The organism is Flavivirga jejuensis, assembly GCF_030540765.1.
Lineage (GTDB): Bacteria > Bacteroidota > Bacteroidia > Flavobacteriales > Flavobacteriaceae > Flavivirga > Flavivirga jejuensis.
Genome location: NZ_JAUOEL010000007.1, coordinates 264,573 through 278,587 on the forward strand (window position 1 = coordinate 264,573; position 14,015 = coordinate 278,587).

General features: G+C 34.0%; 9 protein-coding genes. All 9 read right to left on the reverse strand.

The features are described from left to right. Positions 1-78: 78 nt before the first annotated feature. The 9 genes from Q4Q40_RS18790 to Q4Q40_RS18830 all read right to left on the reverse strand — a co-directional run bounded on the left by Q4Q40_RS18790 (position 79) and on the right by Q4Q40_RS18830 (position 14,015). The gene (locus tag Q4Q40_RS18790; RefSeq protein ID WP_303303528.1) at positions 79-1,041 is read right to left on the reverse strand and encodes a nucleotidyl transferase AbiEii/AbiGii toxin family protein; all 963 of its coding nucleotides are present in this window, start codon (positions 1,039-1,041) and stop codon (positions 79-81) included. Beyond that, positions 1,038-1,769: a DUF6088 family protein gene (locus tag Q4Q40_RS18795; RefSeq protein ID WP_303303530.1), complete on the reverse strand. Its 732-nt coding sequence runs from the start codon at positions 1,767-1,769 to the stop codon at positions 1,038-1,040. Before Q4Q40_RS18795 ends, Q4Q40_RS18790 begins: the two co-directional genes overlap by 4 nt. A gap of 570 nt (positions 1,770-2,339) precedes the next feature. Then, positions 2,340-3,278 carry an endonuclease/exonuclease/phosphatase family protein gene (locus Q4Q40_RS18800; RefSeq protein WP_303303531.1) on the reverse strand — a complete coding sequence of 313 codons (939 nt, stop codon included), beginning with the start codon at positions 3,276-3,278 and terminating at the stop codon, positions 2,340-2,342. A gap of 247 nt (positions 3,279-3,525) precedes the next feature. After that, entirely contained in the window at positions 3,526-3,681 is a 156-nt protein-coding gene (locus Q4Q40_RS18805; RefSeq protein ID WP_303303532.1) for a hypothetical protein, read from the reverse strand. Positions 3,682-3,778: 97 nt separating this feature from the next. Continuing rightward, positions 3,779-4,717, reverse strand: a complete 939-nt coding sequence (locus Q4Q40_RS18810) for an endonuclease/exonuclease/phosphatase family protein (RefSeq protein WP_303303531.1) — start codon at positions 4,715-4,717, stop codon at positions 3,779-3,781. A 532-nt stretch (positions 4,718-5,249) separates the two neighbouring features. Continuing rightward, positions 5,250-6,227, reverse strand: coding sequence for a virulence RhuM family protein/type II toxin-antitoxin system death-on-curing family toxin (locus Q4Q40_RS18815; RefSeq protein WP_303303533.1), 978 nt, complete (start codon positions 6,225-6,227; stop codon positions 5,250-5,252). Positions 6,228-6,324: 97 nt separating this feature from the next. Further along, complete coding sequence (locus Q4Q40_RS18820; RefSeq protein ID WP_303303534.1) at positions 6,325-7,035, reverse strand: M48 family metallopeptidase; 711 nt, start codon at positions 7,033-7,035, stop codon at positions 6,325-6,327. Then, positions 7,028-10,267, reverse strand: coding sequence for a type I restriction endonuclease subunit R (locus Q4Q40_RS18825; protein ID WP_303303535.1), 3,240 nt, complete (start codon positions 10,265-10,267; stop codon positions 7,028-7,030). Before Q4Q40_RS18825 ends, Q4Q40_RS18820 begins: the two co-directional genes overlap by 8 nt. A gap of 10 nt (positions 10,268-10,277) precedes the next feature. Next, a complete protein-coding gene (locus Q4Q40_RS18830) occupies positions 10,278-14,015 on the reverse strand; it encodes a YecA family protein (protein ID WP_303303536.1) in 3,738 nt (1,245 codons plus the stop codon).

A 14,015-nucleotide genomic window follows, 5' to 3' on the forward strand; every position in this document is an offset into this window, starting at 1 on the left:
TTCTCTTACGCGAATAGCTTAATAAAAAGTGACTCTTATTTTGATTCGCTAAGCTTCTCCTTCACTGACTTTTATATTTCACTCAATCCCTATAAGCCTACTAGCAATTTCTTTAATAGATTTTAGAATGACATCTTCATCTGGCAACTCTCCATATACTAAGTTTTTAAAATTGTTTAGATAGGTACTACGTAATTGTTTCCAAACTGTATCAGGGTCTTTAAAAATTAGTGCTTCGGTTGGATGTAATTCAAGCCATTTGTTATCACTTTTAAAACTAAAAACATCATCTTTAGCTACTTTTAAAAGCATGGTTTCAAATTCATTGGATAAAAAGAAAGCTTTAACTTCCTCTATTGACAAAAGTTTATGTATATCATAGAGGTGACGAATTTTATTATTCAAATCTGTTATTGGGTCGTTAGTATGAGAGAATCTTACTATACTCATTATTTTTTCACATAGTGTTCTCCTAACATCTAATACAATGACATCAAAATGTGCCATTTCATATTCCTCAGCTAATTTTTCTTGCTTAGTAGCCACCATCATTTCAAAAATATAACTCGCTATTTGTTTTGTTGAATAGGGTTCAAAATGACCTAACCAAGATGCTTCTACTATAATATGATCTCTTACCTGTCCAAAATTACCTTCAAATGCTTTAGGGTAATTATATGCCACCTTTCTTATCATTCCCATTTTATTGGTTACCCCCTCCATATCAACTTCAATAAATGGATTAGTTAACACCTTTGTAACTTTTTTAAGTTTAGATTTTAATTGATTTCCTGTTTCATCTCCTGTTCTTAGAAGTACTAAATCTATATCTTCTGAAAAACGTTCAATAATATCAAAACATTTAGACAAGGCCGTGCCTCCCTTAAAAATCACATCATTCTTTTGAGCACTACTATAAATGAGTTTTAATGCATAGCATACCCAATAGTCTTTTTCTATATAAATGTCCAAAATGTCCATACGCTGTGCTGTTGCACGTATGGCTTGGTTAAAAAGATCTTTGTTTTCGTGAAGCTTCATGTAATATACCAGTATTTAGAGGTTGGCAACACATCTTTTGAAACAGGAATACTGTAGGTCGTAATTGGGTTTAGAGATTCAAAAAGTTCATTAAGCCATCCCTCTTCTTTAATTTCAATAGTAGAGAGTAAAGCCCCTAACAAGGCTCTTGTTCCTGGTGAATATTTAAAAGCTAGCTTTATAATCTGCACTTGTTCGTCATTACTCAGCCCATTTAATAGTACTAAAAGACGCTTACAGCTCCTATTCACTGTAGTATCTGGTATTCTCTTTATAAGTCTAATAACATCTAGCAACCTTAATAAAGGAATGTTTTCTTTATTTATGGTGTTTTTTTGTTTAATAAAAGAAATAATAAACCGCCCACGTTTTAGTTTAGGGCGGGTTTGTTGTTTGCCTATCTGAATCGTATTACTCACTTGAGTTGTTAGTCCTAAATTATTATACACACTATAACCAGTAATATATCCAATACGTTTTCCATCTTCCTCCAAAAGATCTTTTACAATTTGATACTGTTCTGGTAATAAGATACCAAATACACTTTCTTGAGGTTTATAATATTTTCCTTTAGAAAGCTTATTAATCTTACCAGATTGTACCATTCTGTTAAGATGCTTTATAATAGCTTCTCTTTTGTTCACCTCTGTTAAAAAATCTGTATAGGTGAATACATAATTTTTAGGAAGTCTATTTATCTTATCCTCTATGTAATGTGATGTTTTCAACTAATTTATCTTTAGTCAAAGATATAAAAAGTCCAGTTTATTAACTAATAAACTGGACAAGTTTTTATAAAACCCCGTTACTTAATTTGTTTTATTATCTAGGACAAGTATGTTATTATAATGATACTCGGTTTGTATTAGGAAAACGTTCTGTTAAACCATGATGATGCAACGCTAACCAATAAGCAATTGTGCTATTAGAACTTATATAAGTTACCAGTACATTCACATTGTTACAATTGGGTTTGGCGTATACCCTACGTTATATAAGGTTTAACAGGTCTTTTTGGTACACATTCCCTACCAACTCTGACATATGTAACTATACTTGACACACCCTACTTTGGAGGTCACGAGGTGTAAATATGGTCTAATACTTTGTTTTCTTTTGATATTATTTTGGTATCTATGCTATAAATACTTTTTAGTAAAAATGCGAAATTATTTGGATAGGGCTAGTCAATGTGAGCCATCTTCAGCCGATAAAAGTGAGCATAACAATAAATAATTATTGCAAGTCCTTTTATCGCTTAGGTTAGAATGAGTTTTTAAGTAGCTCAAAAGTTTATATTAGAATTTCAATTGCATCCATATTGGTCTATGGTCTGATATGTAATACTTCATATAAGATTTGAATTTTGATTTACTTTCAATCCATAGGTCAGGAAATAATGAGTTATCAAAATCAAATATTCCATTAGCTTTTATCTTCTTCTTTATTGATGGTAAAAAAGAGATTTGGTCATACATTTTATCATTAGTTATGTTAGAATATACTTTGGATGAATGCTTAGGTAATTCCAATCCTCGTTTCATCAATGCTTGATATATTAAATCTCCTTTTTCGACAATTGGTAAATTAAAATCTCCTAGTGCAATGATATTTTTAGAAAATGCCCATTTAGATTTCCCATTTAAATCAGCATACCTACTTATTGCATAAGTTTCTAATGCTCTTCTTTCCATATCTGCTTTACTATTGCTTCCAAAAAAAGAATGTACATTAATTAAAACTAAATTAGTATTTCTCCATTGAAAAGATGTTAAATATGGGTTTCGGTCGAAACCATTAAACTTCTTTTGAACATTAGGAAGTTTAATATAGCGATGGTCTTTAGGAGGTACAGCTACCTCTCCCACTAATTCCATTAACTTTGTTTTACGACTATCGTAAGCAAAAGCAAATCGTTCATTATTTCCTGCTTTATCAGAAAATATGAGGTCATAATGCGATGGTAACTCAGATTCTAATTGACGCAAACCTTGTAAATTATAATTTACTTCTTGAATTGCGATAATATCAAACCAACTAATAATTTCAGATATCAATTGAGCATGCTGTTGCCATCTTTTTTGGAGTCCAAGATTAGCAATATTCCACGAAGCTATTAAAAGTTCTTCATCTGACTTGTTAGGAATTAGACGCTTTTTTTTATGAGACTCTAATAATCCTATTTGTTCTTGTAAATCAAATTGATAAACAAATTTTGGTTTTGGAAACGCAGGCATTTGATATAATTTTAATTATTAATAAGTATAAATTGTTGACCTAGATCGATGCATATTGCTAGTAATCTAAGGAAGCTATTAATAATTAAAATGGAGATTACTAAATTAAGAATTCTTTTAAAGAATACAAAATCAAATGTTTAAGTACTAAAACACTTGAAATTTTGATAACATGAAAATTGTTTTGCTATTCATTAATTATTTGAAAGAACTCTGATATTTTAATCTCACAAGCTTCACATATTTTTTAAAGTGTCCTAACTGGTATACGATAACCATCTTTTTCTTTTACAATTTTGCGAACAGTTTTCTCATCAATATTATGATTAATAGCAAATTTACTTTTTGATTTAGCTTTTGATATCCATTCATTAGCTGGATAGGGCGGGTCAATGTGAGCCATCTTCAGCGGATAAAAGTGAGCATAACAATAAATAATTATTGCAAGTCCTTTTATCGCTTAGGTTAGAATGAGTTTTTAAGTAGCTCAAAAGTTTATATTAGAATTTCAATTGCATCCATATTGGTCTATGGTCTGATATGTAATACTTCATATAAGATTTGAATTTTGATTTACTTTCAATCCATAGGTCAGGAAATAATGAGTTATCAAAATCAAATATTCCATTAGCTTTTATCTTCTTCTTTATTGATGGTAAAAAAGAGATTTGGTCATACATTTTATCATTAGTTATGTTAGAATATACTTTGGATGAATGCTTAGGTAATTCCAATCCTCGTTTCATCAATGCTTGATATATTAAATCTCCTTTTTCGACAATTGGTAAATTAAAATCTCCTAGTGCAATGATATTTTTAGAAAATGCCCATTTAGATTTCCCATTTAAATCAGCATACCTACTTATTGCATAAGTTTCTAATGCTCTTCTTTCCATATCTGCTTTACTATTGCTTCCAAAAAAAGAATGTACATTAATTAAAACTAAATTAGTATTTCTCCATTGAAAAGATGTTAAATATGGGTTTCGGTCGAAACCATTAAACTTCTTTTGAACATTAGGAAGTTTAATATAGCGATGGTCTTTAGGAGGTACAGCTACCTCTCCCACTAATTCCATTAACTTTGTTTTACGACTATCGTAAGCAAAAGCAAATCGTTCATTATTTCCTGCTTTATCAGAAAATATGAGGTCATAATGCGATGGTAACTCAGATTCTAATTGACGCAAACCTTGTAAATTATAATTTACTTCTTGAATTGCGATAATATCAAACCAACTAATAATTTCAGATATCAATTGAGCATGCTGTTGCCATCTTTTTTGGAGTCCAAGATTAGCAATATTCCACGAAGCTATTAAAAGTTCTTCATCTGACTTGTTAGGAATTAGACGCTTTTTTTTATGAGACTCTAATAATCCTATTTGTTCTTGTAAATCAAATTGATAAACAAATTTTGGTTTTGGAAACGCAGGCATTTGATATAAATTTTAATTATTAAAAAGTATAAATTGTTGACCTAGTAGATTGATGCATATTGCTAGTAACCTAAGGAAGCTATTAATAATTAAAATAGGAGATTACTAAATTAAGAATTATTTCAAAGAATACAAAATCAGATATTTAAGCACTAAAACACTTGAAATTTTGATAACATGAAAATTGTTTTGCTATTCATTAATTATTTGAAAGAACTCTGATATTTTAATCTCACAAGCTTCACATATTTTTTAAAGTGTCCTAACTGGTAATAAATCAAATGTTTTTTAATGGAATTGATCTATAACGGGTAATATATTACCCGAAAACAGCATATTTATGTAATATATTACAAGTTATGTCTAAAAATAATTCGATATTATTACCAAAACTAGAGCGCTTATTGGAAGAAATGGGTGAGCAAATAAAGCTAGCACGTCTAAGAAGAAAATTAAGTGCCGAACAAGTAGCAGAGCACTTTAGTTTGGGTTTCAAATTGCGTTGTATTGGTCATTAATATTTAATTCCTTTTTAATTGATTCTATTTCTGTTTAACACGCTAATCACCAACCTTGTTACTGTTTGCATTTCTTCTGGTTTACTAGACGCTATAAACAACGTTAAACTTGCTAAAGTATCGTTACTAATTAAGGGGTGTTGCTCGCTATTAAAAAGCATGTTGTTCTGCTGCAAAAATTTAAGAAAACAAGCAGCAGCAATACGTTTGTTTCCATCTACAAACGAATGATTTTTTACAACAAAATATAAGAGCATGGTTGCTTTTTCTTCAAGGGTTGGGTAAAAATCATCTTTTCCAAAACCTTTTTCAATCTGAGCAATAGAACTTTGAAAACCTTTATCTTTTTCTTTACCAAAAACATCAGAATCAAATTCAGTTAGCATTTGATTAATTAACGTTTGATAGTCTTCTATACTTGGATAATCTACTTCTTTTATTGTTAATCCTTTTGTATCTAATTGTTCGTGATCGTAATCATCTAACAAGCTCAAACCTTTAGCAAAAATTGAAAGCCATTGATTATCTTCTGTTTTTTCTTCAATAGCTCGACTTAAAATTTGGATACCATTTTTTAAGACTTGTACTTCTTGTTCTTTTTGTTCTAAACGTTTTTGGTTAATAGTATACCCTTTAACTAAATACGCTTTTAAAATACCGTTTGCCCATATTCTAAAAGCAGTTCCTTTTTTAGAACTTACTCTATAACCTACAGATAGAATAGCATCAAGATTATAAACATTTATATTTCTTTTAACTTCTCTACCTCCTTCTTGTTGAACTTGTGCAATTTTTGCACTAGTTGTATTTTCATCTAATTCACTAGATTTATAAATATTTCTTAAATGACGTCCAATAGAAGTTCTATCTGTATCAAAAAGAGCTTCAAGTTGATATTGGTCTAACCAAACTGTTTCTCCATCTAGTTTTACATCTACTGTAATTCCAGATTCTTTATCTTGATAGATTTCTATTTTATTTTTTATTTCCATTTATTTTTAAACAATTAAGTATTTCGCGTTAATTCAGTTAAGCAACATAACCGTTGTATTCATTCATATACCCCGCTCCGCATTCCATGTTAGTTATTTAGTTCAAAGTGTTCTCCAATCTTTCTTTCCATTTTTTCCAGTCTGGCATAATGCTTTCCTGTAGTTCATAAAATGCTTTTGTATGGTTATGATGGATCAAATGACAGAGTTCATGTATGATCACATATTCTATGCTTCCTTTTGGTGCTTTTATCAGCTCTGGATTGAGTATTACTTTGCCTTTTGTGGTACAACTTCCCCAACGGGTAGCCATGTGCCTGATTTGAAGCTCAGGCTCTGAAATATCATATCTTGCAAATAGAGGTAATACCTTTTTCAAAGTGTCTTCAAAATGAATGGCTGCTTTTTCTCTGTACCAATCGGTTAGTAAATTCTTAGGTGATGTGTTCTCTTTCTTCAATACCAACAACCGTCCTTTGAATAGTTTTACTTCATTGGCTGCTGCCTTTTCAATTCTTAGTTTGTATTGCCTACCTAAATAGAGATGTGTTTCACCATTCACATATTTACGAGGTGGCGTTAAGGGATGATAGGAAAGAAAATCAAGTTGTTGTTTGATGATCCAAGGTGCTTTTTCCCTGAGCTTACTGTAAAGCTTTTCATCAGGTGTATCAAAGGGTGCAATCACTTTCACCTTACAATTAGGATATACTCGGATACCCAATGTTTTCCTGTCCTGAAAGGAGAGTTCATAATTGATCTCTTTTGAGCCAAAGGCGAAAGATTGTATGGTAGTGGTCTCAGACATATTTCAGCTTAGCTACTTTTAATCCTTCTTCTACTAATTCATCTATCAAGTCAAAGGGCAATTCAATGTCTTGTTGTGTTTTTAGTTCATAGAGGTAGTCATCAATGGCAATTCTAATCTTTCCTTCAATGTCTGATTTGTTGCCCCAATCAATAATTGGTTTGCCGTTTTCAAAGACAATGGATTTGATCACATTGTCTATTCCTTCAGCCATTACGGCTCCTGTATTTTTACCATCTTCAGAGCGTTTTAGATGCCCTTTGAATATCTCGTTTACCAAGTTGTATATGGCAATTCCTGTATCATTACCAACTAAGTTCTCAGGAATATTGTCTTGTCTTCCACTATGGAATTGATCCTCAAATCCTTTTGCTTTATTGAGATAGTCCACTTCCGAAATTCGGTGTTGGTGGTAGTCATCAATCGTGTCTTTAATCAGTCGTGATAGCTTTTTGAAGTAGACTAGATCTTCATTCATCCTGACATTAATTGCCTTGATGGTTCTGCTGGCAATATGATCTGCTTTGGCTGCCTTACTGGTAATTTTCTCTACTTCACGGTCTCTCTCTGCCTTGTCGAAAATGTTAACCATTTCTGTAATGCGCAAAATTTCACCCTCTGTAGTAATGTGCTTATCAATCAACTTCTGAACCTGTGGCTCATATTCCTTGTATTCCAAATCATCAAAATACCTCCGCTTCACAGAAATCCTTAATCCCAAAAAGAATTTAGCATCCTGTTTGTACTTGTTGATTTGTTGCTCCGTTGTATTGCTGATAAACTCAAAGCTTGATAATGCGAGTTTTAACAACCGAGCAAAGGCAGATACTTTTTCATAGAAGATGTGTCTGATGGCCTCATCCTGCAGCAACTCTTCATAAGCAGGTTCATCATACTTGTTCTTGATCTCTTTGAAAATATCCCATACCTCAGATTGAGCTTGTGGCAACTTCTTAATTTCCTCACTGATATTGGTCAGTGTTCCTTCTAAGTCAATGGCATCATAATTATTTGCACCACTGTATGTTTCTAAAGCAGAATCTAGGTTTTCAAGGTTTCCATAGTAATCAATGATCAAACCATGTTCTTTACCTGGAGCTAATCGGTTGACTCGTGCAATGGCTTGTAATAAAGTATGTTCTTTAAGCTGACGAGTGAGGTACAACACATAGTTGTTAGGCGCATCAAAACCAGTCAAAAGTTTATCCACCACAATGATGATTTCGGGATGATCTTGTTTCTTGAACGAGTTGATTAATGATTTCTCATAGTTTTCTGAGCTGCCGTATTTGTCCATCATGGCTTTCCAGAATTTCAATATCAAGTCATCACTCTCCTCAAATGCATCATCATAGTTTTCTCTTACATCAGGAGCGGAGATCAATACTTCACAACTTACTTTGCTAATCTGCTTGATGAACTCTCTATATCTAATAGCAGTCGTTTTGTTTGGGGCTACTAACTGACCTTTTGCCTTCAATCCACCAAATAGAATGTCTTGTACATTTTGCTCGTAGTGATCAGAAATGTCCCATGCTCTGGCATAGATAATTTCCTCCGCTTTGTTGAGTTGATTGGTGGAGCTGAACTTTCGTTTCAAAGCAGCTTTCCCGTAAGGGGTAAGCGGTTCGGATACTCTATCAAAATAGTTATCTAATGGCTTTTCATTGACCTCTATCAAATTGTGTCTTCCTTCATAGAGTAAAGGAACTACTGCACCATCTTCTACCGCATCTGTGATAGAATACACATCAATTAAGCCTCCAAATCGGTTGGCAGTACTCTTTTCTTTTTTCATCAAAGGCGTACCCGTAAATGCTATAAAACATCCTTTAGGAAACACCTTTTGCATTTTGATGTTGAATGTACCGTATTGACTTCTGTGTCCTTCATCTACCAGTACAAAAATGTCGGGTGAATCAAAGCCTTCTTTTGCTCGGTTGACTGCTGCCTCAAACTTGTGAATAATGGTAGTGATAACTGTATCACCTGTACCAGAAAGCAGTTCTACTAAGTGTTTACCTGTCTGGGCATTTTCTACAGGTATCTGACATTTCTTGAATGTCTCTGTAATCTGATCGTCCAGATCAATACGATCAGTGACCAGTATAATTTTTGGATTCTTGATGTCGGGATGCGTAGCAATGAGTTGTGCCAGCATGACCATGGTTAAGGATTTTCCACTTCCTTGTGTATGCCAAATAACACCACCAGTTCGTAATCCTTGGCCATCTGTTTTAGCTACCTTGTTCAGTGTATTGTGTACAGCAAAATACTGTTGATAACGGGTCACTTTCTTTACACCAGCATCATACACAATGAAATTAAAGAAGAGGTCTAGCAGGCGTTCGGGTTGACAAAAGCTGTACAAGAGTTTGTCTTGTTCTGTAATAGTTTGCTCTTCTTTTTCTAAGTTCTTAAAGTATGTCCATACGTTCTTGTACCTGTCCTGAAATAATGTGGTTTGCTCGTTGGTCGGTAATGGCTGATCTTTTATTGCTTGCAGCTTATCTTGCCAAGCCGTTTCTTCTGCTTTGGTTTTAAAAAGTTCTTTCCAAACACTCCAAAACTCTTTTTCTGTAGCAGTAGTAGCATATTTGGCTTCATGGGTTGATAAACCCATTACCAGATTAGAATATTGATACAAGGAACGAATGCCGTCTTCTTGTTGGTTTCTTAAATGCTGTTCAATAGACTTTTCAATAGGGTCTTTGATTTTTGGGCTTTTACACTCAATCACCACTACAGGAATACCATTGATAAAGAGAACAATATCTGGACGATAATGCTCACTACTTCCCGTTCTTAAAACACTAAATTCTTCGGAGACATGAAATACATTATTCTCTGGATGTTTCCAGTCAATATATTGGAATGAGAAACTCTTTTTGTCTCCTAAAACCGATTGTTCAAAGCTTCTACCTAAAGTAATGAATTCATAAAAGGCTTTATTGGAAGCGATAAAGCCATCCTGTATAGGAAGATCACGAATGGATAAAATGGCATTGTTTACATTGATCTCAGAGAAAGTAAACTCCTTGCCTTTGTACTCTATGGTATTGATGCTTTGGAGCTGCTCTTTTAAGATCGTTTCCAGCAACACATTAGAGGTTCTACCCCCACGAGCTTCTAATGCTTGCTCAGGAGTGAAGTATTTCCAACCCATATTCATGAGTAGCTTCAATGCTGGAAGCTGAGATATATGATCTTCTTTAAATGATGGTACTGCCATAATTTTATATTTATACTAATGCGTCCATTCCCTTTTCTTTCAAATTGGGTAGTGATACAAAAGGTATTTTCAAGTGTCTTGTTGTTAAATATGGTGTCAGCATATCTTCCTGAGTTACGAAGAAAGATTTGACATTATATTGGGATAAATCCAACTTATATTTCGTCCCCAATTGACCTAGATTCGCCTTTAGCCATTCGTCACGTCCAACATGTTTGTCAATCCATCCTTTTTTTGAATCGCTTCCAAACAATTTGTTTACTTCCTCTACCATTTCTTTGATGTTTCTACTTGGAGCCATGCTTTTACATTCAAGGCTATATATCAATTGAGAGGACTTGTCAATAACCAAAACATCAACATCACCAATGTCTTTGTCCGCTTTTAGCTCAGACTTGGTATTAATGAAAACTTCTGAATCAATAATCAATTGATCATTTTTCAATTCTTCTAAAACAGATTTCACCAAATTCTTTCCATTGACTTGAGTCAATTTCCCCAACGCTTTTTGAACCGCTCCTTTTTCAATGACTCTTAACCTATTTGTCATACACTGGTCAAAGAGGTACATTCTGCTTGTTAACAATTGTCTGAACCCCCAATAAATAGTTGGATCTTCTGGCGTATCTATATTGGAGACTGAGACTAATGGCTTTCTCAATAAGGATAAGCGTCTGTTGAAACGCCAAGGAGAAATATCAATGCCATCAAATCCCTCTGGAATGTTTTTTACCTCACCTCTTTCAAATAGACACAGATAATCTAATCCTTTATTAAACTCATCCTCAGTATAGGTGTGATCATGCTTGTTTATTTCAGTGAAGAGTTCACTCTTTAATATAGAAGCAAATGGTGTCGATTGCTGATAAGCAATGATGCCAAGATCATTGACCAATTCACAAATACGGGTAAATGTTAGCCCAAATTCGGATAAGAATGCATTTTCAAGATACTCAGGAGGATTTTTACTATCTAATTCAATATGCTGCGGAAAACACTGCTCAAAAGTATCGACCGCATTTTGTACGTTCTCCTTAGATTTTGAAGCATAGTATGGATCGAAAATAGCATTATGTAATGTTTTTTCTGTACCAATTCTTCCTGAAGGTAATACTCCAAGATTGATGTCAAAGAGATCGTATTCTATCTGATCTCCAAGTGATCCCCAAGTAATTATTTCACTTTCAATTGCTAACAGTTCATCAATAGCAGCAGTGCTTACGATTTTGTTGCCAGTACTTGGCTCTGCTGCCAAATGCTCGATTAGACATCTTACAGCTATTGTAGTCCTATTTAGTTTAGAAAGACTGTCATGCAAGTCAGCTGTTTGCTCTTCAACTGAGACGAAACAAGCAATGCGTGTAGGCGTTTTTAATCTTAAGTCTTCTCTTTTTCGAATTAAGCTCTCATTCAATGCGATTAATCTCGTTAGAAGAGACTCATGTTGATATTGACTGATTGTCCTGCTGAGTTTTGGTAGTAAAACTCGCATCACAATATTTCTTGTTAATCCTGTTTTATCTTTTTTTGCAGTTATATCACCAACTGCAGGGCACAACTTCCCTAAGTCTGGTACGATATTATTGAGCACTACATTTATATCATAGCTTTGGATATACCTGTGCTTGCTCAAGTTAGATGGATCTATCAACAGATTATCGCTAGTATCCAGTACAAAAACTTTCTTTTTAACACCCAATGGTGCTGCTGACTCTATGATTGCATCTATTCTGTCATTCTCAATAACAGGTTGTTGCTGTATAGCCAATAGTTGATTGAATCCTAACAGTATGTGCTTTAGCAAGACACGTTCCCCTTCATTATCTACTCCATACAAATAAGGAATGATGGAACTAGGAATTGAAACATTGAGTGTATTATCTGTGACCGATACACTGAAATGATCCGAAAAAGCTGGGTCTCTTTCAAAATTTCTTTCAAATGGATCAAACGATTCCTCTGGGTTAAGGTCAAATGTTACTGTTAAAGAAGTGTCACCTAATAGGGTTAAATCGTCATTGATTAGATCCTGACATTGCCAAAGCCAATAAGCAATTGCGTCAGTCATTTCATAGTACAATCCCCTTGCAGTATCAGGAATATCACCTGTGCTTTTTAGAGGGGAAACCCATAAAGATTGGAAGAATCCCTCAACTAATAATTTAAGTTCTATTCCTAAGTCAGAGGGAGAATAGTAGATGGGTGAAGACTCTTCCTTCCTAATAACAGGAACATTGACTAACCGACCATTGTAAAGACGTAATGCTGAATGCTCATCTGATAATAATTTTGCTTCCTGATACAAGTCGGTGGCATAGCCAGGCTCTACATGAAGTATGGTTTTCTCATGGTCATCAGATACGTAAAAAGAATCATCATTCTCTTTGTACACCTTAAAAATATCTAAGAAGGAAGCACTAAACATTTTGCTGTCAGGGATTTGTTCTTCACGGGCAATGCTAAACTTCCATAAATCGAAAGCGGAATGATCTTTTAATTTGATAAGGGTATCAAAGTCATGGATCGGCATGCCGATACTTTTAGACTGATCAGTTCGACTGAACATAAAAAACAAGTCTTTTCCCATAGAGGAGACTAGCGTAATGTCCATGAACTCATGTTCTGCAAATTTAGAAGAAGCTAATGTTTCATTGATAATGCGTTGCTTTCTTTCCTGAATATCTGCTCCACTACCCGTTACGTATTGTATATAGGCTAATTTATCATCATCAAAGCGATAGATTTTCTCTCTTATTTGAGTGTCACCAATTTCTTCTAATAATGGACTCTCTATTGCACTAAACCCAAGTTGGCTTAAGTGCAACTGAGTATTGTTCCATATCATATTATGATAAGCATTTCCCACTTGCTCCATGTAGCCAGATAGATTGGCCTGAGAGGTAATGAACTCTGTTAAAGCATAACTAAGTGTAGCAGGTGATACAATGATGTACTCTCCTTTATGAAATAGTATTGGTTTTACCAATAGTGGACTTTCCTGCATGTATTCATTCTGCAGGTCTGGATTGTTGATGTCAAGTAAGAACATCTCCAATGCTTCTGGTGCAATGCCGTGTTCTATGAGTAACCCCTGAATTTCTTCTTGATTAAATGTCAGTGCATCTTGTAATGTGGTTAATTGGGTATGTGTTGGTATTCTAATCTGTTGTTCAGTTACATTTCCTTCCAAATATCTATTGTAGCCTAATCTTATTGCAATTGCATTTGATAGATTTAATATCAAAAGAGAAGCATGCATGCAATTATTCTTGAACTGATCAGGAATGCCCGAATCTGGCCAATTGAAGACAGCAGTTAACAAATTGGATAATACATAGCTCCCTGCATCCGTAATGCCTGGAAATATGAGATAGTCACCGCCATAAAAGGTGATCAGGTCAGTATATAGATTTGTCGGAATATCCTCTAAATGGTGAGTGGCATAATTAGCACTTAAATACGTTTGGAATTCTGCATGTGGGATGATTGCCGTCTCGGTATTGAAATTGAGAATTGACTTTTTTGTCAGTTCTTCCAATCTTACATTTTTGCCGTGATTTTCAGAAATCAAGGTGAGAGCCGCACACTTTTTTATAAGATCAATTGAATTGTACTGACTGAAAATAGATGGAGGTTGTGTCGCATTATCAGTAGCACTAAAGGTACGACCTGAACCCAAGCAACACTTTTTGTATTTCTTACCACTTCCACATGGACACTTATCATTTCTTCCTATTTTCTTGCTCAT

Bases quoted from the DNA above. Each gene is read 5' to 3' on its own strand.
- Q4Q40_RS18790 (WP_303303528.1), bottom strand. From the start codon at position 1,041: ATGAAGCTTCACGAAAACAAAGATCTTTTTAACCAAGCCATACGTGCA.
- Q4Q40_RS18820 (WP_303303534.1), bottom strand. From the start codon at position 7,035: ATGTCTGAGACCACTACCATACAATCTTTCGCCTTTGGCTCAAAAGAG.
- Q4Q40_RS18830 (WP_303303536.1), bottom strand. From the start codon at position 14,015: ATGAGCAAGAAAATAGGAAGAAATGATAAGTGTCCATGTGGAAGTGGT.
- Q4Q40_RS18825 (WP_303303535.1), bottom strand. From the start codon at position 10,267: ATGGCAGTACCATCATTTAAAGAAGATCATATATCTCAGCTTCCAGCA.
- Q4Q40_RS18800 (WP_303303531.1), bottom strand. From the start codon at position 3,278: ATGCCTGCGTTTCCAAAACCAAAATTTGTTTATCAATTTGATTTACAA.
- Q4Q40_RS18810 (WP_303303531.1), bottom strand. From the start codon at position 4,717: ATGCCTGCGTTTCCAAAACCAAAATTTGTTTATCAATTTGATTTACAA.
- Q4Q40_RS18805 (WP_303303532.1), bottom strand. From the start codon at position 3,681: ATGGCTCACATTGACCCGCCCTATCCAGCTAATGAATGGATATCAAAA.
- Q4Q40_RS18815 (WP_303303533.1), bottom strand. From the start codon at position 6,227: ATGGAAATAAAAAATAAAATAGAAATCTATCAAGATAAAGAATCTGGA.